Source organism: Rodentibacter sp. JRC1 (assembly GCF_020521555.1).
In the GTDB taxonomy this organism is placed as follows: domain Bacteria; phylum Pseudomonadota; class Gammaproteobacteria; order Enterobacterales; family Pasteurellaceae; genus Rodentibacter; species Rodentibacter abscessus.
Window position 1 is genome coordinate 75534 of the sequence record NZ_BPWA01000001.1, and the last position, 25893, is coordinate 101426.

The 25893-nt window shown below is 39.5% G+C and carries 24 protein-coding genes and 1 riboswitch; of the genes, 16 read left to right on the plus strand and 8 right to left on the minus strand.

All coding sequences use genetic code 11. The features are described 5' to 3' along the window. Positions 1-34: 34 nt before the first annotated feature. From mukE to ftnA (HEMROJRC1_RS00410), 6 genes are all read left to right on the plus strand, one after another. Positions 35-769, plus strand: coding sequence for a chromosome partition protein MukE (mukE, locus tag HEMROJRC1_RS00385; protein ID WP_226691108.1), 735 nt, complete (start codon positions 35-37; stop codon positions 767-769). Next, the gene (gene mukB, locus HEMROJRC1_RS00390; RefSeq protein ID WP_226691109.1) at positions 769-5271 is read left to right on the plus strand and encodes a chromosome partition protein MukB; all 4503 of its coding nucleotides are present in this window, start codon (positions 769-771) and stop codon (positions 5269-5271) included. The genes mukE and mukB overlap by 1 nt, the downstream gene beginning before the upstream one ends. 71 nt (positions 5272-5342) lie before the next feature. Continuing rightward, positions 5343-6218 (plus strand): EamA/RhaT family transporter, encoded by an 876-nt coding sequence (locus HEMROJRC1_RS00395; RefSeq protein ID WP_226691110.1) that lies wholly within the window; start codon positions 5343-5345, stop codon positions 6216-6218. Positions 6219-6229: 11 nt separating this feature from the next. Further along, complete coding sequence (gene sbcB, locus HEMROJRC1_RS00400; RefSeq protein WP_226691111.1) at positions 6230-7651, plus strand: exodeoxyribonuclease I; 1422 nt, start codon at positions 6230-6232, stop codon at positions 7649-7651. Between the two features lie 750 nt (positions 7652-8401). Continuing rightward, positions 8402-8887: a non-heme ferritin gene (gene ftnA / locus HEMROJRC1_RS00405; protein ID WP_226691112.1), complete on the plus strand. Its 486-nt coding sequence runs from the start codon at positions 8402-8404 to the stop codon at positions 8885-8887. A 17-nt stretch (positions 8888-8904) separates the two neighbouring features. Then, positions 8905-9405 (plus strand): non-heme ferritin, encoded by a 501-nt coding sequence (ftnA, locus tag HEMROJRC1_RS00410; RefSeq protein WP_226691113.1) that lies wholly within the window; start codon positions 8905-8907, stop codon positions 9403-9405. Between the two features lie 88 nt (positions 9406-9493). Here ftnA (HEMROJRC1_RS00410) and moaE read toward each other — a convergent pair whose 3' ends face one another. The 4 genes from moaE to moaA all read right to left on the minus strand — a co-directional run bounded on the left by moaE (position 9494) and on the right by moaA (position 11726). Beyond that, a complete protein-coding gene (moaE, locus tag HEMROJRC1_RS00415; protein ID WP_226691114.1) occupies positions 9494-9946 on the minus strand; it encodes a molybdopterin synthase catalytic subunit MoaE in 453 nt (150 codons plus the stop codon). 1 nt (position 9947) lies between these two features. Further along, the gene (gene moaD, locus HEMROJRC1_RS00420) at positions 9948-10193 is read right to left on the minus strand and encodes a molybdopterin synthase sulfur carrier subunit (RefSeq protein ID WP_226691115.1); all 246 of its coding nucleotides are present in this window, start codon (positions 10191-10193) and stop codon (positions 9948-9950) included. Beyond that, positions 10194-10673, minus strand: coding sequence for a cyclic pyranopterin monophosphate synthase MoaC (gene moaC, locus HEMROJRC1_RS00425; protein WP_226691116.1), 480 nt, complete (start codon positions 10671-10673; stop codon positions 10194-10196). Between the two features lie 39 nt (positions 10674-10712). Beyond that, a complete protein-coding gene (gene moaA, locus HEMROJRC1_RS00430; RefSeq protein ID WP_226691117.1) occupies positions 10713-11726 on the minus strand; it encodes a GTP 3',8-cyclase MoaA in 1014 nt (337 codons plus the stop codon). Next, positions 11715-11855, minus strand: a riboswitch (molybdenum cofactor riboswitch). Its footprint overlaps the gene before it by 12 nt. A gap of 145 nt (positions 11856-12000) precedes the next feature. On the opposite strand from moaA, the gene yvcK reads away from it, so the two are divergent. Continuing rightward, complete coding sequence (gene yvcK / locus HEMROJRC1_RS00435) at positions 12001-12936, plus strand: uridine diphosphate-N-acetylglucosamine-binding protein YvcK (protein ID WP_226691118.1); 936 nt, start codon at positions 12001-12003, stop codon at positions 12934-12936. Between the two features lie 65 nt (positions 12937-13001). Here the strand turns inward: yvcK and thiI are convergent, their stop codons facing one another. After that, the gene (gene thiI, locus HEMROJRC1_RS00440) at positions 13002-14453 is read right to left on the minus strand and encodes a tRNA uracil 4-sulfurtransferase ThiI (RefSeq protein ID WP_226691119.1); all 1452 of its coding nucleotides are present in this window, start codon (positions 14451-14453) and stop codon (positions 13002-13004) included. A 175-nt stretch (positions 14454-14628) separates the two neighbouring features. Between thiI and xseB the strand changes: the two genes are divergently transcribed. Genes xseB through dxs form a run of 3 tightly spaced genes read left to right on the plus strand, consistent with a single transcriptional unit; the run spans position 14629 to position 17676 of the window. Continuing rightward, complete coding sequence (gene xseB / locus HEMROJRC1_RS00445; RefSeq protein WP_226691120.1) at positions 14629-14868, plus strand: exodeoxyribonuclease VII small subunit; 240 nt, start codon at positions 14629-14631, stop codon at positions 14866-14868. 2 nt (positions 14869-14870) lie between these two features. Further along, entirely contained in the window at positions 14871-15761 is an 891-nt protein-coding gene (ispA, locus tag HEMROJRC1_RS00450) for a (2E,6E)-farnesyl diphosphate synthase (RefSeq protein WP_226691121.1), read from the plus strand. Between the two features lie 49 nt (positions 15762-15810). Beyond that, on the plus strand, positions 15811-17676 hold the full coding sequence (gene dxs, locus HEMROJRC1_RS00455) for a 1-deoxy-D-xylulose-5-phosphate synthase (RefSeq protein WP_226691122.1): 1866 nt from the start codon (positions 15811-15813) through the stop codon (positions 17674-17676). 127 nt (positions 17677-17803) lie between these two features. Here the strand turns inward: dxs and HEMROJRC1_RS00460 are convergent, their stop codons facing one another. The 3 genes from HEMROJRC1_RS00460 to HEMROJRC1_RS00470 are packed head-to-tail and all read right to left on the minus strand — an operon-like array spanning position 17804 to position 20291. Continuing rightward, positions 17804-19156, minus strand: a complete 1353-nt coding sequence (locus HEMROJRC1_RS00460) for an anti-phage deoxyguanosine triphosphatase (RefSeq protein WP_226691123.1) — start codon at positions 19154-19156, stop codon at positions 17804-17806. A gap of 5 nt (positions 19157-19161) precedes the next feature. Then, entirely contained in the window at positions 19162-19857 is a 696-nt protein-coding gene (locus tag HEMROJRC1_RS00465; protein ID WP_226692888.1) for a CidB/LrgB family autolysis modulator, read from the minus strand. Between the two features lie 14 nt (positions 19858-19871). After that, on the minus strand, positions 19872-20291 hold the full coding sequence (locus HEMROJRC1_RS00470; protein ID WP_226691124.1) for a CidA/LrgA family protein: 420 nt from the start codon (positions 20289-20291) through the stop codon (positions 19872-19874). A 178-nt stretch (positions 20292-20469) separates the two neighbouring features. Here HEMROJRC1_RS00470 and HEMROJRC1_RS00475 point away from each other — a divergent pair, with 178 nt between their 5' ends. From HEMROJRC1_RS00475 to ppnN, 6 genes are all read left to right on the plus strand, one after another. Further along, positions 20470-20961, plus strand: coding sequence for a thermonuclease family protein (locus HEMROJRC1_RS00475; protein WP_226691125.1), 492 nt, complete (start codon positions 20470-20472; stop codon positions 20959-20961). Further along, positions 20951-22150, plus strand: a complete 1200-nt coding sequence (locus HEMROJRC1_RS00480; protein ID WP_226691126.1) for a cysteine desulfurase — start codon at positions 20951-20953, stop codon at positions 22148-22150. The genes HEMROJRC1_RS00475 and HEMROJRC1_RS00480 overlap by 11 nt, the downstream gene beginning before the upstream one ends. Continuing rightward, on the plus strand, positions 22147-22527 hold the full coding sequence (locus tag HEMROJRC1_RS00485; protein WP_226691127.1) for a SufE family protein: 381 nt from the start codon (positions 22147-22149) through the stop codon (positions 22525-22527). The genes HEMROJRC1_RS00480 and HEMROJRC1_RS00485 overlap by 4 nt, the downstream gene beginning before the upstream one ends. Further along, positions 22518-23303, plus strand: coding sequence for a Zn-ribbon-containing protein (locus HEMROJRC1_RS00490; RefSeq protein ID WP_226691128.1), 786 nt, complete (start codon positions 22518-22520; stop codon positions 23301-23303). The genes HEMROJRC1_RS00485 and HEMROJRC1_RS00490 overlap by 10 nt, the downstream gene beginning before the upstream one ends. Positions 23304-23612: 309 nt before the next feature. After that, the gene (queF, locus tag HEMROJRC1_RS00495; protein WP_226691129.1) at positions 23613-24452 is read left to right on the plus strand and encodes an NADPH-dependent 7-cyano-7-deazaguanine reductase QueF; all 840 of its coding nucleotides are present in this window, start codon (positions 23613-23615) and stop codon (positions 24450-24452) included. Between the two features lie 8 nt (positions 24453-24460). Then, positions 24461-25810 carry a nucleotide 5'-monophosphate nucleosidase PpnN gene (gene ppnN, locus HEMROJRC1_RS00500; protein ID WP_226691130.1) on the plus strand — a complete coding sequence of 450 codons (1350 nt, stop codon included), beginning with the start codon at positions 24461-24463 and terminating at the stop codon, positions 25808-25810. The last annotated feature ends 83 nt before the right edge of the window (positions 25811-25893 follow it).

Here is a 25893-nt window from a genome sequence, read left to right on the forward strand (position 1 = left end):
TTTACACAGGACATAAAGAGTAAGAGAACAAACAATGACAGATAACCTTCAAGATGTAATTTCCCCAAAACTCGCCACAGCGATTGCAAACCCGTTATTTCCGGCTGTCGATAGCCTTTTGCGTTTCGGTCGTCATATCAGCACGGAATATTTAGATCATCACGCCTTCTTAATGGATTTTCAAAACGAACTGGATGGCTTTTATCGCCGCTATAATGTGGAGCTCATTCGCGCACCGGAAGGTTTTTTCTATCTTCGCCCGAAAGCGACAACGTTAATTTCACGTTCGGTTCTCAGCGAGTTAGAAATGTTGGTGGGGAAAGTGTTGTGTTATCTCTATCTTAGTCCGGAACGTCTGGCTCAGCAGGGTATTTTTAGTACGCAAGAAGTCTATGATGAACTTTTAAATCTTGCTGATGAAGGAAAATTATTGAAAGCCATCAATCAACGTTCCAGCGGTTCGGATTTGGATAAACAAAAACTGGCTGAAAGAGTACGTTCGGCAATCGGGCGTTTACGTCGATTAGGAATGATTCAAACGGTGGGAGAACAAAACAGTGGAAAATTCACAATTTCCGAATCCGTATTCCGTTTTGGTGCGGAAGTGCGTTCCGGCGATGATCCGTTAGAAGCACAAGCCCGCTTAATTCGTGATGGGGAAGCCGCCACGCCGGAATCCTTGGAATTAGAAAAACAAGCGCAATTAAGTGAACAAAATATTGAAAGTGCGGATGAAATTGACGAAGAATTTGATGGAGAACAAGCATAATGTCTGATGTTTTAGAATTAGGAAATGAAATCGAATTAGAAAACGAAACTGAAACCGCAGATGTTATAGCGCCTTTTAATACCGTCCAAAATGAAGTGGAGCGCGGTAAATTTCGTTCTTTAACCTTAATTAACTGGAACGGTTTCTTTGCCCGTACTTTTGATTTAGATGAATTGGTTACAACGCTTTCTGGCGGTAATGGGGCGGGAAAATCCACAACAATGGCAGGTTTTGTCACCGCTTTAATTCCGGATTTAACATTGCTTCATTTTCGTAATACAACAGAGGCCGGTTCTACCGGTGGTTCACGCGATAAAGGGTTGCACGGTAAATTACGTCCGGGAGTTTGTTATGCCGTGTTAGATACTGTCAATTCCCGTCATCAGCGTATTCTTGTCGGGGTACGTTTGCAACAAGTTGCCGGTCGTGACAAAAAAGTGGATTTAAAAACCTTCTCTATTCAAGGCGTAGAATTATCACAAAATCCGACCGCACTTTTCACTGAAACCGTGGGTGAACGTCAAGCGCGCGTACTCAATCTAAATGAACTCAAAGAAAAAATTGAAAATCTCGGCGCACAGTTCAAACAGTATTCATCTATCACCGATTACCATGGAATGATGTTTGATCTCGGTATTATTCCAAAACGTTTACGTTCCGCCTCTGATCGTAGCAAATTCTATAAACTGATCGAAGCCTCTTTATACGGAGGGATTTCCAGTGCGATTACCCGTTCTTTGCGCGATTATTTGTTGCCCGAAAACTTAGGCGTGCGTAAGGCTTTCCAAGATATGGAAAGCGCATTGCGTGAAAATCGAATGACATTGGAAGCGATCAAAGTTACCCAATCGGATCGTGATTTATTCAAACATTTAATTACCGAAACCACTAATTATGTGGCATCGGATTATATGCGCAATGCCAATGAACGCCGTGGCAATATTGAAATGGCAATGGCATCCCGCCGTGAATGGTATAAAGCCAAAGCGGAACAAGATTTATCGCAGCATCGTTTGATCGATCTAAGCCGTGAAGCCGCAGAGCTTGAGGAAAGCGAACGTATCCTTGAAGTGGATCACCAAAGTGCCGTCGATCATTTGAATTTGGTGTTAAATGCCTTACGTCATCAAGAAAAAATTTCTCGTTATCAGGAAGATGTCGCTGAGCTTGAGGAACGTTTGGAAGAACAAAAAATTGTGGTAGAAACCGCGAATGAACAACTTGAAGAAAGCCAAGCGCAATTTGAACAAACCGAAATTGAAATTGATGAAATTCGTGCGCAATTAGCGGATTATCAACAGGCGCTAGACGCACAACAAACCCGAGCACTTCAATATCAACAAGCCATTGCCGCATTGGAAAAAGCAAAAACGCTATGCGGATTGGCTGAATTAAGCGTGAAAAATGTAGAAGATTATCACGCAGAATTTGCCGCTCACGCAGAAAGTTTAACGGAAACGGTGTTGGAATTGGAACATAAAATGTCTATTTCCGAGGCTGCGAAATCTCAGTTTGATAAAGCATACCAACTTGTTTGCAAAATTGCGGGCGATGTACCGCGTTCTGCGGCGTGGGAAAGTGCGAAAGAATTGTTACGCGAATATCCAAGTCAAAAACTACAAGCTCAGCAAACGCCACAACTTCGTGCAAAATTACACGAACTTGAACAACGTTATACTCAGCAACAAAGTGCGGTCAGATTGCTCAACGATTTTAATCAACGTGCGAATTTGAATTTAGAAACGGCGGAAGAATTAGAAGAATATCATGCAGAGCAGGAAGCATTGGTCGAAAATCTTTCCGCACAGCTTTCTGAACAAGTTGAAACCCGCTCGACACTTCGCCAAAAACGTGAAAATTTAACCGCACTTTATGAGGAAAATGCACGTAAAGCACCGGCTTGGTTGACGGCACAAGCGGCATTAGAACGTTTACAAGAGCAAAGCGGAACAAGCTTTGAGCATAGCCAAGACGTAATGAACTTTATGCAGGCCCAGCTCGTAAAAGAACGCGAACTGACAATGCAGCGGGATCAATTGGCACATAAACGCCAGCAGCTTGATGAGCAAATTTCCCGTTTAAGCCAACCGGACGGTTCTGAAGATGTCCGTTTAAATACACTGGCAGAACGTTTCGGCGGCGTATTGCTTTCGGAACTTTATGATGACGTACCGATTGAAGATGCCCCTTATTTCTCTGCGCTTTATGGCCCGGCCCGTCATGCTATCGTTGTACGGGATCTCAATACTGTGCGTGAACAACTTGCCCGACTTGATGATTGCCCCGATGATTTATATCTCATCGAAGGCGACCCAACGGCCTTTGATGATAACGTATTATCCGCACAGGAACTTGAACTTGGTGTTGTCGTACAGGTTTCAGATCGACAATTACGTTATTCCAAATTCCCGGAAATTCCATTATTCGGCAGAGCGGCCCGTGAGAAACATTTAGAGGAATTAACCGTTCAACGTGATGAAGTGGCGGAAGATTACGCTCAAATCGCTTTTGATGTTCAAAAATGTCAACGCTTACACGAGCATTTCAGCCAATTTGTCGGCTTGCATTTAGCATTGGCATTCCAGCCGAATCCGGAAGAGTTAATGGCTGAAATCAATCGGGAGCGTAATGAAATCGAACGGGAATTAAATCAATTTAGCAGTGGCGAACAGCAATTACGCATTAAATTAGATAATGCGAAAGAAAAAATGCAGCTGCTTAATAAACTCATTCCACAATTAAATGTGTTAGCGGATGACGATTTAATTGATCGAATTGAAGAATGTCGCGAACAATTAGATCTTTCGAAGCAAGATGAGCTGTTTATACGTCAGTATGGTGTGATGTTGTCACAATTAGAACCGATTGCAAACACATTACAAAGCGATCCGGAAAACTATGAAGGTTTAAAAAATGAGCTAACACAAGTTATCGAACGTCAAAAGCAAGCTCAACAACGTGTATTTGCTTTGGCGGATGTGGTTCAACGTAAACATCATTTTGCTTATGAAGATGCAGGGCAGGCAGAAACGTCAGAATTAAACGAGCAATTACGTCAACGTTTAGAACAAATGCAAGCGCAACGTGATGCGCAACGAGAACAGCTTCGTCAAAAACAAAGCCAGTTTGCACAATATAATCAAGTATTTATCGGGTTACAAAGTTCTCACGAAAGCAAAAATCAGTTACTGAAAGAACTCATTGATGAAGTCGGTGAATTAGGCGTACGTGCAGATGAAGGGGCAGAGGAGCGTGCACGTATTCGCCGTGATGAGTTATATCAACAACTTTCAACCGGTCGCCAACGCCGTTCTTACGTAGAAAAACAACTTACATTAATTGAGAGTGAAGCGGAAAGTCTCAGTCGCCGTATTCGTAAAGCGGAGCGTGATTACAAAACACAACGTGAATTAGTGGTTGCCGTAAAAGTCAGCTGGTGTGTGGTACTACGTCTGTCACGTAATTCTGATGTTGAAAAACGCTTAAACCGCCGTGAACTTGCTTATTTATCGGCAGATGAATTGCGTTCAATGTCGGATAAAGCGTTAGGGGCGTTGCGTACTGCCGTAGCGGATAATGAATACTTGCGTGATAGTTTGCGTGTATCGGAAGACAATCGTAAACCGGAAAATAAAGTGCGATTCTTTATTGCCGTTTATCAACATCTGCGCGAACGTATTCGTCAAGACATTATTAAAACGGACGATCCGATTGATGCAATCGAGCAAATGGAAATTGAGCTTTCCCGCTTAACGGCAGAATTGACCGGACGGGAGAAAAAACTTGCGATTAGTTCGGAAAGTGTTGCAAATATTATGCGTAAAACGATTCAACGTGAGCAAAATCGTATTCGTATGCTCAACCAAGGTTTACAGAATATTGCATTCGGTCAGGTAAAATCAGTGCGTTTAGTCGTTAATATTCGTGATACGCACGCAATGTTGTTGGATGCGCTTTCCGGTCAGCAAGACGAATATCAAGATTTGTTTAACGATAACCGCATTACTTTCTCGGAAGCAATGGCGAAGCTTTATCAACGTATTAATCCGCATATTGATATGGGGCAGCGCACCGCACAAACCATTGGCGAAGAACTGTTGGATTATCGTAATTATCTTGAACTTGAAGTGGAAGTTTTCCGTGGTGCGGACGGTTGGTTGCGTGCTGAAAGCGGTGCACTTTCAACCGGTGAAGCGATTGGTACGGGGATGTCAATTCTCCTAATGGTGGTGCAAAGTTGGGAGGAGGAAAGTCGCCGTATTCGCGGTAAAGATATTGTACCTTGTCGTTTGTTATTCCTTGATGAGGCTGCACGTTTAGATGGAAAATCCATTTCTACCTTATTTGAGCTTTGCGAACGTTTGGATATGCAATTACTTATTGCCGCGCCGGAAAACATTAGTCCGGAAAAAGGAACAACCTATAAATTGGTACGTAAAATTGCAGGCAACCAAGAACACGTACACGTGGTAGGATTGCGAGGGTTTGGCGCAACAGAATAAATTATAGAGAGGAAAGTGCGGTTGAAAATTTTAGCATTTTTGATCGCAGTTTTGTTATAAGGGAGATCATTATGCACAATCTTATTCTTGCTATTCTTTGTAGCGTTGCCGTTTCAATATTTCTCAAAATTGCACGTAAAAAAAATATCATTATTGAACAGGCTATCGCTTTCAATTATATCACTGCAATCATTTTCAGCTATTTTCTACTTAAACCTGATTTTAAAGGATTAGAATTTGTTGATTATATTACGCAAAGTGAAAGTGTATTGATTTTCTTGGCATTGGGATTATTGTTGCCTAGCGTATTTATTATTATGTCAAAAGCAGTGGAGTTTGCCGGTATTGTACGCTCTGATGCAGCACAGCGTCTTTCTTTATTCTTACCGATCTTAGCGGCATTTCTTCTTTTTAACGAAACGCTAAGCCAGACTAAATTAATCGGGATTGTTTTGGCGTTTATCGGATTATTTTGTCTGTTAACAAAACCGATTCAAGGACAAAGTGCGGTCAATTTTAAAGGTATTTTGGGATTGATTGGCGTATGGTTTGGGTATGGCATTATTGATATTTTATTCAAACAGGTGGCAAAAAGTGGGGGAGCATTTCCTGCGACATTATTTATCTCTTTCTCTTTGGCTGCCTGTTTAATGTTTATCTTTTTATTGCTAAAACGCACACAATGGACTGTGCCAAGCTTATTTGGCGGCATTATTTTAGGAACATTAAATTTCTTTAATATCCTATTTTATATCAAAGCACACCAAAGTTTCGGCGGAAACCCAACACTTGTTTTTACCGGAATGAATATTGGTGTGATTTGTTTAGGCACGTTTACCGGCGCTCTAATATTTAAAGAAAAGATGAGTAAAATTAATTGGTTGGGAATTGGATTTAGTTTGAGTGCGATTTTTTGCTTGTATTATTTAGACAAAATAATGGCGTAAGAGAGAGTAGTATGACAAAAAATTTCAGTTTTTTTATCTACGATTACGAAAGTTTTGGTGTCAGCCCGGCAAAAGATCGTCCTGCACAATTTGCCGGAATCCGAACGGATGCGGATTTTAACATTATTGGTGAGCCGATAATGTTGTATTGTAAACAAACGAATGATTATTTACCGGCACCGGAAGCAGTGATGGTAACCGGTATTACGCCACAAGAATGTAATGAAAAGGGGATACCTGAACCTGAATTTGCCACAAGAATTTTAGCCGAGTTTTCTCAGCCGAATACCTGTGTAATGGGGTATAACAATATTCGTTATGATGATGAAATGACACGCTATACTTTTTATCGTAATTTTATCGATCCTTATGAATATAGTTGGAAAAATGGTAATTCCCGTTGGGATTTGTTAGATCTTGTGCGGGCGTGCTATGCTCTTCGCCCCGATGGTATAAATTGGGCATATGACGATGAAGGAATGCCAAGTTTTAAATTAGAAAAACTCACCAAAGCTAATGGTATTGAGCATGAAAATGCCCATGATGCAATGGCAGATGTTTACGCAACAATTGCAATGGCAAAACTCATTAAAGAAAAACAACCCAAATTATTTCAATATTTCTTTGAAAATCGAGGTAAAAAAGAAATTGAAAAACTTATCAATACGGCTGAAATGACGCCTTTAGTACATGTTTCCGGAATGCTAGGGAATTATCGTGGAAACTGTGCTTGGGTTGCGCCGATAGCTTGGCATCCGATAAATCAAAACGCAGTGATTGTCTGCGATTTAAGTGGGGATATTGATAATTTATTGATGAAAAGTGCAGATAAATTACGCACTACATTGTATACCAAAAAATCAGAGCTAGAAGCTCAGGGGATTTCATCCGTACCACTAAAATTAGTGCATATCAATAAATGCCCGATTCTTGCACCGGCAAAAACCTTGCTACCTGAAAATGCAGCACGACTAGGCATTAATCGTCAACTATGCTTAGAAAATCTGACTAAGTTACGCCAATCTTTTGATATTCGTGAAAAAGTGACCGATATTTTTTCAGAAGAACGTTCATTTGATGTAAGTGATAATGTCGAAACCGAGCTATACAATGGTTTCTTTAGTAATGCTGACAAAAATAATATGGAGATTTTACGCAATTTAGCACCGGAAAAACTCGCTGACCATGGTCTGGCATTTGAAGATAAACGTATTCCTGAATTGTTATTTCATTATCGTGCTCGGCATTTTTATAAAACCTTAATACGTGCTGAACAAATAAGATGGCAGAAATATCGCCAGCGTAAACTTGAACAAAGTGCAGTTGATTTTGAGGAAAGTTTACAGCGTCTTGCGAGTGAAAACGCCAATAATCCGGAAAAATTAGCTTTATTACAACAGATCTATGAATACGGGACTAAGCTACTTAACTAGACTTGTGACAGCATAACAAAAACTCTTAAAAACGTTAAATCCTATCATAAATTGAAAAGTGCGGCTAAAAATGACCGCACTTTTTTTATCTCATTATTTTTTCGCTTTGAAAATAAATCACTGAATATTAACTGCACCTGTCGAAAAATAAAAACTTAAACCTCACCAAAAAGCCTTTACAAATACCTGACAATCAATTTCAACCATTCAATAAAACACGATAAAATCGGCTCACAACCTTTTAAAATCGCTTTTCCGTCTTGTTTTGCTAGTATTTCACGCTTGTGCATAACTCTGTGATTTATTTAATCCGTAGCTTTTACTTACCGTATAACTAATTTCGCATAATGTATATTATGTTAAATTAGTGGTATAAAAATGTAACTTTTAATTTGTGATTTATACTCTACCTCGTCTAACTACTTTTCACTCGCAAAAAATTGTAAACTTTCCTCAAATTGTTTAAGTGAAAATATTTAGAAATAGCTACATGAAATGGGTGTAATTACAATTTTATTTTATTCGGAATTGAAATTTAGATGATTTATAAAATATGTGACGTTGTCATTATAATGATTACTTTCAATTGTTTTAAATGAGAATAATTGTTGTTGTATTTATTCTTTAAAATTAATGAGTTACAAATAAAAGTTTATAAAATAATTTGCAAATTCTCATTTAAAAGCTTAAAATATGCACTGCAATTTGAGATTTATTGCTTTTTATCAATCAAATGGAAAGGAGTTAGTTATGCTTAAACAAGCAATCACAGATAAACTAAACGAACAAATCAATTTGGAATTCTACTCTTCTAATGTTTACTTACAGATGAGCGCTTGGTGTTCAAAACATGGCTATGAAGGTGCGGCTGCATTTTTACTTCGCCATGCGGATGAAGAATTAGAACATATGCAAAAGTTATTCCAATATGTAAGTGAAACCAGCGGTATGCCGCTTTTAGGTCGAATTGAGGCACCTAAAAATGATTACACTTCATTAAAAGAAGTTTTTGAAACAACACTTGAACACGAGAAGCTGGTGACTTCAAAAATCAATGAATTGGTTGAAGTAACTTTTGCAAATAAAGACTACTCTACCTTCAATTTCTTGCAATGGTACGTTGCTGAGCAACATGAAGAAGAAAAACTGTTCAGTGGTATTATTGATAAATTTAATTTAGTCGGTGAAGACGGTCGAGGTTTATACTTCGTAGATCGTGATTTAGCCACTTTATAATCAAGAGGAGAAATAAAATGTTATCGGCAAATGTAGTAAAACTATTAAATGATCAAATGAATTTGGAATTTTATTCTTCTAATTTGTATCTTCAAATGAGCGCTTGGTGTGAACAACAAGGCTTTGAGGGCGCGGCAAAATTTTTATCTGCTCACGCAGCGGAAGAAATGACACATATGCGAAAATTATTCACTTATTTGAATGAAACCGGTGCATTGCCAATCATTTCTGCCATTGAAGCACCGTCTCACGTATATAAATCACTAAAAGAAGTGCTTGAACTTACTTATAAGCACGAAAAATTTATCACCGATAAAATCAATGAGTTAGTAGGAAAAACTTTTGAAGAAAAAGATTATTCCGCATTCAATTTCTTACAATGGTATGTTGCAGAACAACACGAAGAAGAAAAACTCTTTAGCAGTATTTTGGATAAACTCAATATACTCGGTGAAGATGGTAAAGCTTTATTCTTAATTGATAAAGATTTAGAGAAATTAGCAACTGTAACCGCTTAAACGGTGAAATCATCAAAGCTCGGGATTCCCGAGCTTTGCTTTTACATAAAATTCTTTAAAAAAACCGACCGCACTTTTGCAAAAATCACTACCATTTTTCCAGGGCTTTTTTATCTGACTCCCTCGCCTCAATCCAACGCTCGCCTTTATTTGTTTGTTCTTTTTTCCAAAACGGTGCTTTTGATTTAAGGTAATCCATAATAAATTCGTTGGCGCAATATGCATCGCCACGATGTGAAGAACTTACGCCTACAAGTACGATTTCATCACCGGTATGCAATAAACCTACACGATGAATTACGCATACACGCTGGATTGACCAGCGTTTTTTAGCTTCTGTCACAATTTCACGTATAGCCTTTTCCGTCATAGCGGGATAATGCTCAAGATAGAGACTGGAAATATTATCTCCTAGATTTAGATCGCGAACTTTACCGACAAAAATAACCGTGGCGCCAACAGATTTTTGTTCCGAAAGCCAATGATAAATCGTATTTTGATCAAATTTAGCTTCTTGCACTGCTATTTCAATATCGTCCATATTATCCTCCTGTCACCGGTGGAAAAAAGGCGATTTCATCACCGGATTTTATCGCACTTTCAAGTGGCATTAAGGTTTGATTGATTGCAACAAGCAATTTTCCTTTTTCTAACGCCAACGCCCATTTTTCACCTTTTCGGCTTAAATATTCACGTAACGCTTCGGCAGTTTCAAAATTATCTTCCACTTGAATTTCATCTATACCGATTAATTCGCGGGTTTGAGCAAAAAATAATACGTTTAACATTTATTTCTCCGCTAAAAAATGTCCTGATTTTCCACCGCACTTTTCAAGCAAACGAATGTGCTCGATCACAATGTCTTTCTGCACAGCTTTGCACATATCGTAAATGGTTAATGCTGCGACACTTGCTGCAGTTAACGCTTCCATTTCCACCCCGGTTTTTCCGGTTAGTTTACAGAGGGATTCAATACGAATCTGATTTGTTTTAAATAATGGTTCAAGAGAAACCTCTACTTTAGAAAGTAGCAATGGGTGACATAGCGGAATAAGCTCCCAAGTGCGTTTAGCCGCTTGAATACCGGCAATACGTGCTGTTGCAAATACATCTCCTTTATGATGCTTCCCTTCCATTATCATAGATAGGGTTTCTTGTGACATAGTCACAATCGCTTCTGCGCGTGCTTCTCGCACGGTTTCATTTTTACCGGAAACGTCTACCATATTGGCTTCGCCTCGGCTATTGATATGAGTCAATGTTGTCATAATTTAAAAGTGCGGTTGATTTTGAAAAAATTTTAGCGATTATCCGCCGATTGAAGCAAGATGATTGCGAACGCCGCTATCACCTTGGTGTAAATAATGATGTTCGCGTTTTCCTTGTAGAGCTGCAAAAATACGACCTTGTAACAATGTTTGTTGATCATCGGATTGTAATAAATCACGCAGTTCAATCCCCTCTTCACCAAACAAACAAAGGTGTAATTTTCCTTTTGACGAAACACGTAGTCGATTACAACTTGCACAAAAATCTTTCTCATAAGGCATAATCAATCCGATTTCCCCAAGGTAATCCGGGTGTTTGAACACTTTCGCGGGCCCATCCGTTATCGCCCGTTGCTGTTGTTTCCAACCTTGTGAAATCAATTTTTGCATCAGTATTTCACCGGATAAATGGTAGCGATGAAAGAATTGCGCCATCTCGCCGGTTTGCATAAGTTCAATAAAGCGCATTTGAATAGGGCGATCTTTTACCCAAACTAAAAATTGGTTAAATTCGTTATCATTCAAATTTTTCATTAAAACAGAATTGACTTTTACTTTTTTATAACCAATCTCAAAAGCACGCTCAATCCCTCTCATCACATCATCAAACTTATTAATGCCGGTTATTTGATGAAACATTTTGGGGCTCAGGCTATCAACGCTAACATTGATAGAAGTAATACCGGAACGTTTCCAAGCATCAACATCTTTTGCCATACGATAGCCGTTTGTGGTCAAGGCAAGTTGACGGATACCCGCTATTTGCGCGATATTTTCGGCAATGGCGAGAAAATCCTTACGTAAGGTGGGTTCCCCTCCCGTTAAACGGATTTTTTCCGTTCCCATATCGGCAAAGGCTTGGGCTACACGTGTAATTTCATTTAAGGTAAGAAAACGGGGAGTGTTTGTTTCCGGCCGATACCCATTCGGTAAACAATAGTTACAACGAAAATTGCACTGCTCAGTGATCGACAGTCGCAAATAATAATAAACACGTTGAAACGAATCGACCAGACGCTCATTCCCTACGTTCTTAATTGGAATAGATTGCATGAGACACCTTTCTAAAATGAGAGGATAAGCCGTTTCCAACGTATCCCTGAATAACGTACATCGTTATTGGCATTGCCGTCATATTCATTAATGAACTTAGACAAAACAAGCTCGGAGTTATGCGATAAAATGTAGCTCTCATTTTAAGAAATTCTTAATAAAGAACGCAATGAAATCATTTGAATTTGATCACAAATTTAGGAAATTCCTTTAAATCAATTATATAAAAAACTATATAATAGCGAGTAAATTAATACGTTCTAGGTAGAAAACTATGTCAAATTTTATTTCACACCGTCAGTATGAATATTTGAACGGTTTACGCGTTGTCGCCATTGGCGGCGGGCATGGATTAGGAAGAGTAATGTCCGCTTTAAGTTTTATGAAAGAACGCTTAACCGGCATTGTTACTACAACGGATAATGGTGGTTCAACCGGGCGTATCCGACTAGAACAAGGCGGCATTGCTTGGGGGGATTTGCGAAATTGCCTAAATCAAATCATCACGGAACCCAGTACAGCCTCTGCATTATTTGAATATCGCTTTAGCGGAAATGGAGAACTTGCCGGACACAATCTAGGCAATTTAATGCTGAAAGCACTCGAAAATATGCATATTCGCCCTCTTGAGAGCGTAAATTTAATCCGTGAATTGTTGCATGTAAAATCTCATTTGATTCCGATGTCCGAAGCCTCGGTTCATCTTGCAGCAAGTCTTGGCGCAGGTTCAAGCATTGTCGGTGAAGTCAGTATAGATAATTTAACAGAACTGCCTCAATCCTTATTTCTTGTTCCTTTGGTGCAAGCGACACCTGAAGCTATTCAAGCAATTCATCATGCGGACGTGATCTTATTCGGTCCCGGCAGTTTTTTAACCAGCATTATGCCTCCCCTGCTTTTACCGGATATTGCCTCGGCAATTCGCACAAGCACTGCGAAAAAAATCTTTATTGATAATTTAGGCGTTGAATTGGGAGCGGCTTCTACCCTTTCTTTGAATACACGCGTACAGTGGATTCACCGTACCATCAAGGCTGAAATTCTGGATGCAATTATTACGCCGAATGAAAGAAGTGAAGCGGATTTAGCTGATATTTCCTCAGTAAAAGTATTAAAAAAACGTCTAAATGCCGATGATTTTAACTATCGCCACGACCGCACCTTACTGGCGAAAGCCATTGATGAAATGTTGGAAGAATTAGGCGGATAATTTATCCCAAGTATATTATGCGTTTTTGTACCGCACTTTACGCAAAAGTGCGGTACAAATTGTGGCTATTTTGGGGAAAATACGCGTACGTTTGTAAAGCCGTTTTCTTTCAAATACAAGGCTTGTAACTTACTCATTACGCCACGTTCGCAATAAAGTACATAATTTTTGTTTTGATCAAGCGAACCGAATTGTGATGAAAGTTTATAAAATGGCATTTGCACCACTTCGTGACTCTCCGATTCAAAGGGCTTCTCGTCTGTTTCTTCCGGGCTACGAATATCCAGAATCACATCATTGTTCCCCAATGTGGAAATCGTATCCACTGCGACCACTTCTTTTTCTGTTTCCTCGGCGATTTGGCGAATATCTAAATATTGCGCATTTTCTACCGCACTTTCTAAAATCTCAAAGTCAAAATTGTTTTCTTCAATAAGGATTTTTTCACGTATGGCTTTAATGGTTGGATTTTTAGAAATCACTCCACAAAATTCCGGCATCGATTTCGCAATATCATCGGTACCGATTTCTTTCGCCATTGCAATAATTTGTTCCTTATCGTGTGTGATAAGCGGACGTAACACCAAGGCATCTGCCGCCTCATCAATCAGGCGCAAATTCGTTAAGGTTTGGCTGGAAACCTGTCCTAATGCTTCCCCCGTTACAATGGCTTCAATATTGAAACGTGCCGCCACTTTGCTTGCTGCACGTACCATCATTCGTTTTAACACAACCCCCATTTGACCGTTATCGATTTTCTCTAAGATCTCCCCGACAACACCTTCAAAATTAATCGCAATAAAACGTACCTTGTGAGAAGCACTGTAACGTTGCCAAATATGATACGCCATTTGCTTTACGCCAATCTCGTGTGCTGCTCCGCCGAGATTAAAGAAACAATAATGTACGCGAGAACCACGACGAACCAACATATAGCTGGAAACACCGGAATCAAACCCACCGGAAATCAAAGAAAGCACATCTTCCTGTGTACCGATCGGATAACCGCCAAGCCCTGCATAGCGTGCTTTTACCAACATTATTTTGTCGTCTTCAATATCAATGCGCACCGTTACATCAGGATTTTTTAGACGAACTTTGGCACTTTCAATATGTTGATTTAATCCACCGCCAATATAACGCTCCGCTTCAATGGAACTGAATTTGTGTTTCCCTTTACGTTTTACCCGTACACAAAAGGTTTTTCCTTGGAGTTGATGTTCTACTTCGGAAAGGGTGAGTTCAAAAATGTGGTGTAAATCGGTGAATGATTTTTCTTCTACTTCTAAAAAGTGATGAATACCCGGAATACGCTGTAATAAGGCAATTAACGCTTCTCGATTCGCTTCGTTTTTTGACCGCACTTCAATGTAATCCCAATGGCGTACTACTGCGGTATCTTCATCATATTTTTGTAAAATATTACGAATATTACTGGTAAGAATTTTCGCGAAACGTTTACGTACCGTTTCGCTTTTAATCATAATTTCAGGGAAAAGTTTAACGATAAATTTCATAGGAACTAAATTTATTAAAAAATGGCGAACATTTTACGCAAAGAAAAGGAAAAGTCCATACAACAAAAAGCGACCATCTTTTTATAAGTAACGAATTTTGAAATAATTTTTTAACATCCCGCCAAAATAAAGTACAATACGCAGCAATATCTTTCTCCATAAAAAGGATTGATTAATGGCGCGTAAACCCACAACTTCACAAGATTTTGAAGCTACATTAACGCAATTAGAAACCATTGTTTCAAATTTAGAAAGTGGCGAATTGCCTTTAGAAGAAGCATTAAAGGCGTTTGAACAAGGCGTTAAATTAGCCCAATTGGGGCAAGAACGCTTGCAACAGGCAGAACAGCGGATTCAAATTCTGTCACAAAAAAGCGAAACTGCACCTTTGACGGATTACGAAGGAAACGAATAAAAATGAGTTGGTTTGCTCAAGAATTAAATATGGTTCAAATGCGTATTAATACTTTTTTAGAAATGCAATTTGAGCGCATTGAGACTTACAATTCACCCTTACGTGATGCGATGAAATACGGTTTATTATTGGGAGGAAAACGCGTTCGTCCTTTTTTGGTTTATGCCACCGGAAAAATGCTTGGCGCAAATGAACAAAATTTGGATTATTGTGCGGCGGCGATTGAAGCCGTTCATGCTTACTCCTTAATCCATGATGATTTACCGGCGATGGATAATGATGATCTACGCCGTGGCCACCCAACCTGCCATATCGCTTTTGATGAAGCCACCGCTATTCTTGCCGGTGATGCACTACAAACCTTTGCCTTTGATATGCTTACTCAAATTCCTTCTCTTTCGGCGGAACAAAAACTCGCATTAATTCAGGTTTTGGCGAACGCTTCCGGAGTGAAAGGGATGTGCTTGGGGCAAAGTTTAGATTTGATTTCCGAACATAAACAAATTAGTTTGGCTGAATTAGAATTAATCCATCGTAATAAAACCGGCGCATTGCTTACCGCAGCATTAAAGCTCGGTTTTATTTGTTCACCTCATTTTTCCGACAAAACGTTGGAAATCGCATTGATAAATTATGCCAATGCGATTGGTTTGGCGTTCCAAGTACAAGACGATATTTTAGACATTGAAGGCGATAGTGCGGAAATAGGCAAACCGGTAGGCTCGGATTTAGGTTTAGATAAAAGCACGTATCCGAAATTACTTGGTCTGAATGGGGCGAAACAAAAAGCGCAAGATTTATACCAAACCGCCTTATCCGAATTAGAAAAAATTCCTTTCGATACCACCGCACTGCGTGCATTGGCAGAATTTATTATTACAAGAAAAAGTTAATTGCGACCGCGTCACAAAAGTGCGGTCGGAAATTTAAATATTTTGTGGAATGACTAACGATATGAACAACTACTCTCTTTTATCTCTTATTAATTCACCGGAAGATTTACGTCTTTTAAATAAAGATCAACTTCCTCAACTTTGCCAAGAGTTACGCAATTATCTTTTAGAATCCGTTAGTCAAAGCAGTGGACATTTAGCTTCCGGTTTAGGTGCGGTAGAACTGACGGTTGCCTTGCATTACGTGTATAAAACGCCCTTTGATCAACTGATTTGGGATGTGGGTCATCAAGCCTATCCGCATAAAATTCTTACCGGTCGCCGTGATCAAATGTCCACGATTCGTCAGAAAAACGGTCTTCACCCTTTCCCTTGGCGTGAAGAAAGCGAGTTTGACGTGTTAAGCGTAGGCCATTCTTCCACTTCAATCAGTGCCGGATTAGGCATTGCCATTGCGGCGGAAAGAGAAAATGCCGGGCGTAGAACCGTTTGTGTGATCGGAGATGGCGCAATTACCGCCGGTATGGCGTTTGAAGCGTTAAATCACGCCGGTGCATTGCATACCGATATGCTTGTTATTTTAAATGACAATGAAATGTCCATTTCTGAAAACGTGGGCGCATTAAACAACCACTTGGCACGTATTTTTTCCGGTTCACTTTATTCATCACTTCGTGATGGAAGTAAAAAAATCCTTGATAAAGTCCCGCCTGTAAAAAACTTTATGAAGAAAACCGAAGAACATATGAAAGGGGTAATGTTTTCACCGGAAAGTACTTTATTTGAAGAACTCGGTTTTAATTATATCGGTCCGATTGATGGGCACAATATTGATGAATTGATTGCAACACTCTCTAATATGCGTAACTTAAAAGGCCCGCAATTTTTACATATCAAAACCAAGAAAGGGAAAGGCTATGCGCCGGCAGAAAAAGATCCTATCGGATTTCACGGGGTACCGAAGTTTGATCCGACCAGCGGTGAATTACCAAAATCAAATGTTAAGCCGACTTATTCTAAAATTTTTGGTGATTGGCTTTGTGAAATGGCAGAAAAAGATTCAAAAATTATCGGCATTACACCTGCAATGCGTGAAGGCTCAGGTATGGTGGAATTTTCCCAACGTTTCCCCGAACAATATTTTGATGTTGCCATTGCTGAGCAACATGCCGTTACTTTTGCGGCAGGTTTGGCGATAGGAGGATATAAGCCTGTTGTGGCGATTTATTCCACATTCCTACAACGCGCTTACGATCAACTTATTCATGATGTGGCGATTCAAAACTTACCAGTTTTATTTGCAATTGATCGCGCCGGTATTGTCGGCGCAGACGGACAAACCCACCAAGGCGCTTTTGATTTAAGTTTTATGCGCTGCATTCCGAATATAATTATTATGACACCAAGCGATGAAAACGAGTGTCGTCAAATGCTTTACACCGGCTACAAATGTGGAAAACCTGCCGCTGTGCGTTATCCGCGCGGTAATGCGGTGGGCGTAGAATTAGCACCATTAGAAATGCTACCGATTGGTAAATCCCGCCTCATAAAAGAAGGGGAAAAAATTGCCATTTTAAACTTTGGTACGCTCTTACCTGCCGCATTAAAAGTAGCCGAAAAGCTCAATGCAACCGTTGTTGATATGCGTTTTGTGAAACCTTTAGATGTGGAAATGATTAATGTACTATCGCAAACGCACGATTATTTGGTGACATTAGAAGAAAATGCCATTCAAGGGGGAGCGGGTTCTGCAGTGGCGGAAGTGATAAATTCTTCAGCAAAATCAACCGCACTTTTACACCTTGGTTTACCGGATTATTTTATTCCACAAGCTACCCAACAAGAAATGTGGCGCGAATTGCAATTAGATGAGGAAGGAATTAAAACGCAAATAATGAATTTTATAAAAAAATAGCTTTTTTGAACTAAATCATAAAATCACAGTCATATAAATCGCTAGTGCACTGCATAACGCAGTTTTTTTAAATTTTTCATTTAAATACCTTCCCCCCGCTATTCCTTAGGAATAGCGGTTTTTTTATCTATAATTGCTGATAAACCCGCATTGCATAGGCATCCGACATTCCGGCAATATAATCACAAATCACGCGTTTTTTACCTTCATCAGGCGCATCTTGCCATTTTTGAGCAGTATTATGCGGCAATAAACGGATAGGGTCGGATTCAAAAATTTGGAACATTTCTGTGAGCATTCTCTGCCCTTTGTATTCAATACGTTGCGTTTCAACACTCCGAATCACATATTTCCAAACAAATTTTTTAAAAATATCTAATGCCATCACCACAGAAGGCGGTAACTCTGCGTTATAACGTAACAAAGGTTCATCAAAATTATCTGTTATCGTCCAACGAACACCGGTAATAAAGAAATTTACCAACGCACCTATCGCATTTTTGCGTTCAAAATGCTTATCGGAAAATAAGCCCTGACTAATGCGCTGAATGTTCTCTTGTAACCATGGAAAAGGAATTTCCGCTAATGCCGTATGCGCTTCCTGCCATTGCTGCCGATTAACCATTTTGGTGACAATGGCATCTTCCAAATCATGCACGGCATAGGCAATATCATCAGCCAATTCCATAATGCTGCAATCAAGAGATTTAAATCGGGTTTTCAAAAACTCAGCCGGATTTGACCGCTCTTTTTGCATTGAAGTAAACAAAGTGCGGTCGTTTTCCGAAAGATTTTCGATTAACCAATTAAACATCGCCAAATCATCGCGAAATAACCCTTTCCCCGGTTTCCAATCACTAATTTTTACATAGCGTGCATCCGTATTTTTTAAATGGGGCAAATGATGGTATTGAGGAGAGGCGTTATCTAAAATCGTTGGGTATTTCACGATCCCAAGCAATGTTCGGCGTGTCAGATTCATTCCCGAATGTTCCGTATAAGGCTCAAGTTTGGTGAGGATTCGGAAAGTTTGTGCATTGCCCTCAAATCCTCCGTTTCGGCTCATCATAAAATTAAGCGCCACTTCCCCACCGTGCCCGAAAGGCGGATGGCCGATATCGTGGGCAAAACAAAGGCTTTCGATGAGATCATTACTCGGTAATAAATTTTTCAATCGCTTTTGTAATTCGGCGGCTTCAACATTCAGCTGTTGGGATAAATGAGAAAAGGCTTCTGCAAATTTAAGTTGTGCCACAAGGCTACTACCAATTTGCGCCACTTCTAAAGAATGCGTTAAACGTGTGCGATAAAAATCATTTTCGCCGATAGCGTGAATTTGCGTTTTGGCTTGTAAACAGCGAAAAGCAGCGGAATGTAAAATTCGCCCACGATCACGGCGAAACGGTGGACGATGGTCTTTTTCACGGGGTAAATCCGAAATAAATCGTTCGTTCCAACTTGTAGATAAAGTATTTTTCATAAAACCTACAGAAATAAATAAATGATTTTGAACACTAGAGGTGAAAGAATTGAGCTGATAATGCCACAAAGTACAAGAGAAATCGAACTATAACTGCCCGCTTTGGCATTTATTTCCATACAACTTACCGTTCCCAATACGTGAGAAACCGAACCTACCGATAAGCCTATCGCTTCTTGATGACGTAAGCCGATTTTTTTCAAAATTAAATAGCCAAAAATCGAACCTTGTAAACCCGCAAGCACAACACCAACCGCCGTAACGGAAGGAATGCCGCCTAAATGAGATGAAACTTCCATTGCTATTGGCGTAGTGATGGATTTCGGTAAAATAGTGGCGATCATTTCAGGTGTTGCACCTAAAATTAATGCCAAAATTGCACCGGTAAACATTGAAAAAAGCGAAGCCAACAGAACGACAGAAAGAATAATTCGCCATTGTTTTGCAATCTGTTTCAACTGTTCGTATAACGGCAAGGCAAGGGCTACGATGCTCAGGCTTAGTAAGTTATTAATCGGTGCATTCCCTTCCATATAATCATCATAAGGAATTTTTCCGATAACCAACACCAGCACTAAAATTAATACGGTAAGAATAAAAGAATTGAAAATTACCGATTTCCAACGTTTATTAATTTGTAAGGCAAGCCAAAATCCGAAAATCGTTAAAAACGTGTAAAGATAAATTGCATAGTTCATAATCCGCCCCTATTGCTTTACTGTTTTTCCACTTGTGTCATACGCTTTGCTAAGAGTTTTTTACGTTTATGAGCAAAGGATTGGCGATCAAACATTATGTTGCCTACAATACCGATAAACACTAAGGTTACACAGGTACTCACTACATTGGGAATGAGCAAAATATTCATTTGTTCCCAGAGTAAATCGGCGTATTTAATAATTCCGACACTCACGGGGACGAATAAAACCGCCATAAAGCGAATTAATAAATTTGCCCCTAAATAAATCCATTCTAAACGGATAAATTGTGTAGTTAAGCCGATAAAAAGAAGTAATAGCCCCCAAATGCTGCCCGGTACGCCCATCGGAATAAAGCGACTGATAAGATTGCCGAAATAAAGCATAATATAAAGGATCAGCAAAGCACGAGCCAAAAGAAAAGCCCTATATAACATTTTTATCCCTTCAACTTTTTTAATAAAATTTAAAAAATATTTTACGCTTTTCTATTTAGGATTAAAGCCTCATTTCAAGAAAATGCGAAAATTTATGAGCTTGATCAAAAAAGGATTGTTCACTCATCAGGGATAAGATTTGTTAGAATAGCCACCTCTATTTTAAGTTAATAAAATTATGATTAAAAATATTGCCGTTTTCATTTCTCTGTTTTTTTTAACCGTACTTTCTGCCTGCTCAAGTCCTATCAATACTTGTTTTGTTGTCGGCATTAGTGATGGCGATACGCTGACTTGCCTTACCAAAGGCAAGAGACCAATCAAAGTGCGTTTAGAAGAAATTGATGCGCCTGAGAAAAATCAGCCCTTTGGCTATAAGTCCAAACAACAGCTTTCAAAACTGATTTATAAACGCATTGTCACTTTAGATATTAGAGGGCAAGATCGTTATAAACGTGTTTTAGCAACCCTGTATCTTGACGGAAAAAATATTAATTTAGAAATGGTAAAATCCGGTATGGCTTGGGCATATAGTCAATACCTTCGCAACCCGATTTATTTACAAGCGCAGGAAAACGCACAAGCACAGAGAATAGGGTTATGGCGTGATGCAAATCCTATCCCACCTCACAAATGGCGCAAGCAGGAGAAGAAAAAATATGGCTTTTAATTATCAGGATTTTAGGCAGCAGTTTCCCTATTTTCAACGCGCTGATGCCGCCGTATATTTAGATAGCGCCGCAACCGCATTAAAACCACAGGTATTGATTGATCGAACGATAGAATTTTATTCCTCCGCCGGTTCCGTTCATCGCAGCCAATATGATGCGGCACAAACTAAACAATATGAACAGGCACGCGCGCAAGTAAAACGGCTTATCAATGCCGAAAGTGAACAAGCGGTGATTTGGACATCCGGCACCACTCACGCTATTAATTTGGTGGCAAATGGTTTACTGTCTCAATTCAACGCTGATGATGAAATTTTAATAAGCCAAGCGGATCATCACGCTAATTTTGTTACTTGGAGTGAAACGGCGAAAAAATGCGGTGCAAAAATCCGTATTTTGCCGATTTTGGATAACTGGCTTATTGATGAAACGGCATTAAAAGCCGCTTTAAATGAACGCACCAAATTCGTTGCTTTAAACTTCGTTTCGAATGTAACCGGCACGGAACAACCCGTTAAAGATTTAATTCAACTTATTCGTCGACACAGCAATGCCCTTGTTCTTGTAGATGCGGCACAAGCGATTAGCCATATAAAACTTGATGTACAGGATCTTGATGCAGATTTTGTTGCTTTTTCTGCGCACAAACTTTATGGCCCGACCGGCATTGGTGTTTTAACCGGAAAATTGACCGCACTTTCCCTGCTGCAACCGCTCTTTTTCGGTGGAAAAATGGTGGATCGCGTTTTAGCCGAAAACATCACCTTTGCGGATTTACCTTATCGCTTAGAAGCCGGCACACCGAATATCGCCGGAGTAATCGGATTCAATGCCGTGTTGGATTGGTTGGCTCAATGGGATCTTACAGCCGCAGAACAACACGCCGTGGCCTTAGCGGAATCCGTCAAAGTGCGGTTAAAAAATTATACTTTTTGCCGCTTGTTCAATTCTCCGCAACCGAGCTCAATCGTCTGTTTTGTCTTTGATGGCATTGATTGCTCGGATTTATCTACATTGCTGAGCGAACAAAATATTGCTTTACGTGTGGGCGAACATTGCGCACAACCTTATTTGAAACGACTCGGTGAGCGTACAACATTACGCCTTTCTTTCGCACCTTACAATACGCCGGACGATGTAACAAAATTTTTCATCGCTTTAGATAAGGCTTTGGATTTATTACAATGATTGAACAATTAAAAAATGCTAAAACATGGGAAGAACGCTATCGCTTGATTATTCAAGCCGGTAAAAATTTACCGCGTCCAACAGAAGATGAACTTGCTCAAATGCAGCTTATTACAGGCTGTGAAGCACAAATGTGGTTTCAAATCTTGACGAAAAATGACCGCACTTTTCAATTTAAAGCCTTCAGTGAAGCCCGTATTATGAACGGTTTATTGTGGATTTTGCTGCAAACTATCAATGGTAAAACCACCAATGAATTACAATGCTTTGATTTTTCTGTCTTTTTTACAAAACTTGGCATAGCACAACGTTTGAGCGAAACACGTTTAAACGGCTTAAATCAAATTGAACAACTAGTAAAACAACAATGTATTTAATCGAAACTTTCTTCAAATTGACCGCACTTGAAAATGATATAGAAATCCAAAGCCATTTGTTAAATCAGTTAATTGACCAATGGCGTTATAACGGTCAAATTCTCGGGCGGGAAATCCCTTTATATTTAGCGGAAGAAGACGGCAAACAGGGTTTTGCTATGCGAGTCATTTGCCCGGAACAAGATAGCCTTTTTCTGCAAAATAATAATGTAGAGGTGAACCTTGCCTTGGAAAAAACTGAAAAATGCGGGCTTATTTTTGATGGATTTCAAATTATCGGCGATGATCTGAATTCTGATCACACCACGAAAAATGTTACCCCAAAATGGCAAGTGCTTTACACCACCCATTTACAAAGCTGCTCACCGATTCATAGCGGCGAAAATTTTGCTCCGATTCCTCTTTATAAACAGCTAAAAAATCAACCGCACTTAAGCCAAGATGTGATTAAATGGCAAGAAAATTGGCAAGCCTGTGATCAGTTGCAAATGAACGGCTCAACATTGGAACAGCAAGCTTTACGTGAAATATCCGATCATCAAAGCACCCTTTCTAAACACGGGCGTTATTTGAGTCAAGAAATCGAAAAAATAAACGGTGTGCCGACTTATTACTATTTGTATCGTGTCGGCGGAAAATCATTGCAGGAGGAACAACATCTCCCCTGTCCTATTTGTGGTGAAAAATGGGCGTTAGATGAAGCGATTTTTGATGTATTTCACTTTAAATGCGATCAATGCCGACTCGTCTCTAATCTTTCGTGGAATTTTTTATAAATCAATTAGTTATAATGAATTAAATTAAAAATGGATATAAATCCGCAAGCTGAAGACAGTACAAATAGTACGACAAGGTGCAGAAATGCTTGTCAAGATTTTCGGTATTATGTAGTACTTGCACAAATCATTGTAGGGGGGCGTTAGGCGAAGCCGTAACGCACCGTAATGAAATTTATTGATAAAAAGGCGTTACGCCTACGGCTAACGCACCCTACCTCAAAATATTGAATATAAAATTTTCTTTATACAACTGATACATAATACCGGACATTTTTAAATTTAATTCACTATGTAGCGGAGAAATAAATGAACTATAACGACAACAGCCTAAAATCCCTAAAGCTCGGCATCAAAACGGAATATGCCTCTGAATATGACCGCACTTTGCTCCAACCGGTACCACGCGCATTAAATCGTGATGGTTTAGGCATTACGGAATCCCAACCTTTCACTGTGGGGGCGGATATTTGGACGGCTTATGAAGTTTCGTGGTTAAATGAAAAAGGTTTGCCGCAAGTTGCGATTGCCGATATTTATTTAGATTATCAAAGCCGAAATTTAATCGAATCGAAAAGTTTTAAACTTTATTTAAACAGCTTCAATCAAAGCAAATTTTCAAGTATTGAACAAGTTACACAAATTATGCAGCGAGATTTAAGTGATTGCGCTCAAGGAGAGATAAAAGTACGGTTAAATCCCCCTTCGTTTTATGACACGCAAAAAATTAATACTTTGCAGGGAGATTGCATTGATGAACAAGATATTGAAATCACCGATTATGAATTTAACGCCGATTGGTTGAAAAATTGCGTTTCAGATGAAACCGTAGAAGAACATTTAGTAAGCCATTTATTGAAGTCTAATTGTTTAATTACCAATCAACCGGATTGGGGAACGCTACAAATTCATTATGTCGGTAAAAAAATTAATCGTGAAAAATTATTACGTTACGTTGTCTCGTTTCGACAACATAACGAGTTTCACGAACAGTGCGTAGAACGGATTTTTTGTGATTTAATGCGCTATGCCAGACCTGAAAAATTAACGGTTTATGCACGCTATACCCGCCGTGGCGGCTTAGATATCAATCCGTTCCGTTCTAATTTTGAAATCGTCCCATTAAATTTACGTTTAGCCAGACAATGAGGATTACAATGTCGAATATTTATTTTGTTAACCCCAAAGGCAGTATGGATCAGCTCTCTCATCTTGAAGTGGAACAATTAACCCAAACGGCACGATCCGATTTATATCAGCTTTATCGAAATTGTTCTCTTGCCGTACTTAATTCCGGTGCGGTAACCGATGATAGCCGTGCGCTTCTCCAACAATATTCGGATTTTGAAATTCGTCTTATAGCCCGTGAACGTGGCGTAAGTCTTGAACTGCATAATCCGCCGGAAAGTGCTTTTGTGGATGATAAAATGATTTTGAATATTCAGTATCATTTGTTTGCCGTGTTGCGTGATATTTTATTTCTGAATACTTCACCCCTCTCTACACAAGAAAGTAAACAAATCACCAATCAGGTTTTCTCCATTTTACGCAATGCAAAAGCACTTATTGTAGGTGAACATCCTAATCTTGTGGTGTGCTGGGGGGGACACTCCATTAATGAAACGGAATATCAATATTGCCGTAAAGTCGGTCAAGAATTGGGTTTGCGTGAGATGAATATCATCACCGGTTGCGGCACGGGCGTGATGGAAGCTCCAATGAAAGGAGCGGCGATTGGTCATGCTAATCAACGCTATAAAAACAGTCGTTTTGTGGGGATTACCGAACCTTCAATTATCGCCTCCGAGCCACCGAATCCGATTGTCAATGAGCTGATTATTATGCCTGATATTGAAAAACGCCTTGAAGCCTTTGTGCGAATGGGGCATGGCATTTTAATTTTCCCGGGTGGACCGGGAACCTTTGAAGAATTACTTTATGTTTTGGGCGTAAAACTCAATCCGGAAAATAAAGCACAACATTTACCAGTGATTTTGACCGGCCCGAAAGAAAGTGCAGATTATTTTGCAACTATCGATCGTTTTATCGGTGATATATTAGGAGAAGAGGTACAGAAGCTCTACACCATTGTGATTGATGATGCGGTTAGCGTTGCTCGACATATGAAAAAAGCGATGAAAGAAGTTAAAATCCAACGCTGCCAAACCAATGATTCTTACGGATTTAATTGGTCATTAAAAATTGATCCGCGCTTTCAACATCCTTTTGAACCTACTCACGAAAATATGGCAAATTTAGCATTGCATTTTGAGCAATCAAAGATGGAGCTAACGGCAAATCTTCGCAGAGTCTTTTCAGGCATTGTTGCGGGTAACATTAAACCTAAAACGCAAGATGAGATTATCCGATTAGGAAAATTTAAGCTGAAAGGCGACCGCACTTTAATGGAAAAAGTCGATACGGTCTTGAAAGATTTCATTACACAGCATCGAATGAAATTACCCACGGGGAAAGCCTACGAGCCTTGTTATGAAATTGTGAAGTAAACATTGATATACTCCAGCGGTAGGGACGCCAAGCATGGTTTCCCTACCCTTATTCGAAATATAGCCTATTGAATAATATCGTT

What these genes read in the sequence shown, in the direction of transcription:
- sbcB (WP_226691111.1), top strand. Translation starts at nt 6,230, where the DNA reads ATGACAAAAAATTTCAGTTTTTTTATCTACGATTACGAAAGTTTTGGT.
- moaC (WP_226691116.1), bottom strand. Translation starts at nt 10,673, where the DNA reads ATGACAACATTGACTCATATCAATAGCCGAGGCGAAGCCAATATGGTA.
- thiI (WP_226691119.1), bottom strand. Translation starts at nt 14,453, where the DNA reads ATGAAATTTATCGTTAAACTTTTCCCTGAAATTATGATTAAAAGCGAA.
- ispA (WP_226691121.1), top strand. Translation starts at nt 14,871, where the DNA reads ATGAGTTGGTTTGCTCAAGAATTAAATATGGTTCAAATGCGTATTAAT.
- dxs (WP_226691122.1), top strand. Translation starts at nt 15,811, where the DNA reads ATGACTAACGATATGAACAACTACTCTCTTTTATCTCTTATTAATTCA.
- queF (WP_226691129.1), top strand. Translation starts at nt 23,613, where the DNA reads ATGAACTATAACGACAACAGCCTAAAATCCCTAAAGCTCGGCATCAAA.
- HEMROJRC1_RS00480 (WP_226691126.1), top strand. Translation starts at nt 20,951, where the DNA reads ATGGCTTTTAATTATCAGGATTTTAGGCAGCAGTTTCCCTATTTTCAA.
- xseB (WP_226691120.1), top strand. Translation starts at nt 14,629, where the DNA reads ATGGCGCGTAAACCCACAACTTCACAAGATTTTGAAGCTACATTAACG.
- mukE (WP_226691108.1), top strand. Translation starts at nt 35, where the DNA reads ATGACAGATAACCTTCAAGATGTAATTTCCCCAAAACTCGCCACAGCG.
- HEMROJRC1_RS00485 (WP_226691127.1), top strand. Translation starts at nt 22,147, where the DNA reads ATGATTGAACAATTAAAAAATGCTAAAACATGGGAAGAACGCTATCGC.
- moaA (WP_226691117.1), bottom strand. Translation starts at nt 11,726, where the DNA reads ATGCAATCTATTCCAATTAAGAACGTAGGGAATGAGCGTCTGGTCGAT.
- HEMROJRC1_RS00395 (WP_226691110.1), top strand. Translation starts at nt 5,343, where the DNA reads ATGCACAATCTTATTCTTGCTATTCTTTGTAGCGTTGCCGTTTCAATA.
- ftnA (WP_226691112.1), top strand. Translation starts at nt 8,402, where the DNA reads ATGCTTAAACAAGCAATCACAGATAAACTAAACGAACAAATCAATTTG.
- mukB (WP_226691109.1), top strand. Translation starts at nt 769, where the DNA reads ATGTCTGATGTTTTAGAATTAGGAAATGAAATCGAATTAGAAAACGAA.
- ftnA (WP_226691113.1), top strand. Translation starts at nt 8,905, where the DNA reads ATGTTATCGGCAAATGTAGTAAAACTATTAAATGATCAAATGAATTTG.
- yvcK (WP_226691118.1), top strand. Translation starts at nt 12,001, where the DNA reads ATGTCAAATTTTATTTCACACCGTCAGTATGAATATTTGAACGGTTTA.
- HEMROJRC1_RS00475 (WP_226691125.1), top strand. Translation starts at nt 20,470, where the DNA reads ATGATTAAAAATATTGCCGTTTTCATTTCTCTGTTTTTTTTAACCGTA.
- moaD (WP_226691115.1), bottom strand. Translation starts at nt 10,193, where the DNA reads ATGTTAAACGTATTATTTTTTGCTCAAACCCGCGAATTAATCGGTATA.
- HEMROJRC1_RS00490 (WP_226691128.1), top strand. Translation starts at nt 22,518, where the DNA reads ATGTATTTAATCGAAACTTTCTTCAAATTGACCGCACTTGAAAATGAT.
- moaE (WP_226691114.1), bottom strand. Translation starts at nt 9,946, where the DNA reads ATGGACGATATTGAAATAGCAGTGCAAGAAGCTAAATTTGATCAAAAT.
- HEMROJRC1_RS00470 (WP_226691124.1), bottom strand. Translation starts at nt 20,291, where the DNA reads ATGTTATATAGGGCTTTTCTTTTGGCTCGTGCTTTGCTGATCCTTTAT.
- HEMROJRC1_RS00460 (WP_226691123.1), bottom strand. Translation starts at nt 19,156, where the DNA reads ATGAAAAATACTTTATCTACAAGTTGGAACGAACGATTTATTTCGGAT.
- ppnN (WP_226691130.1), top strand. Translation starts at nt 24,461, where the DNA reads ATGTCGAATATTTATTTTGTTAACCCCAAAGGCAGTATGGATCAGCTC.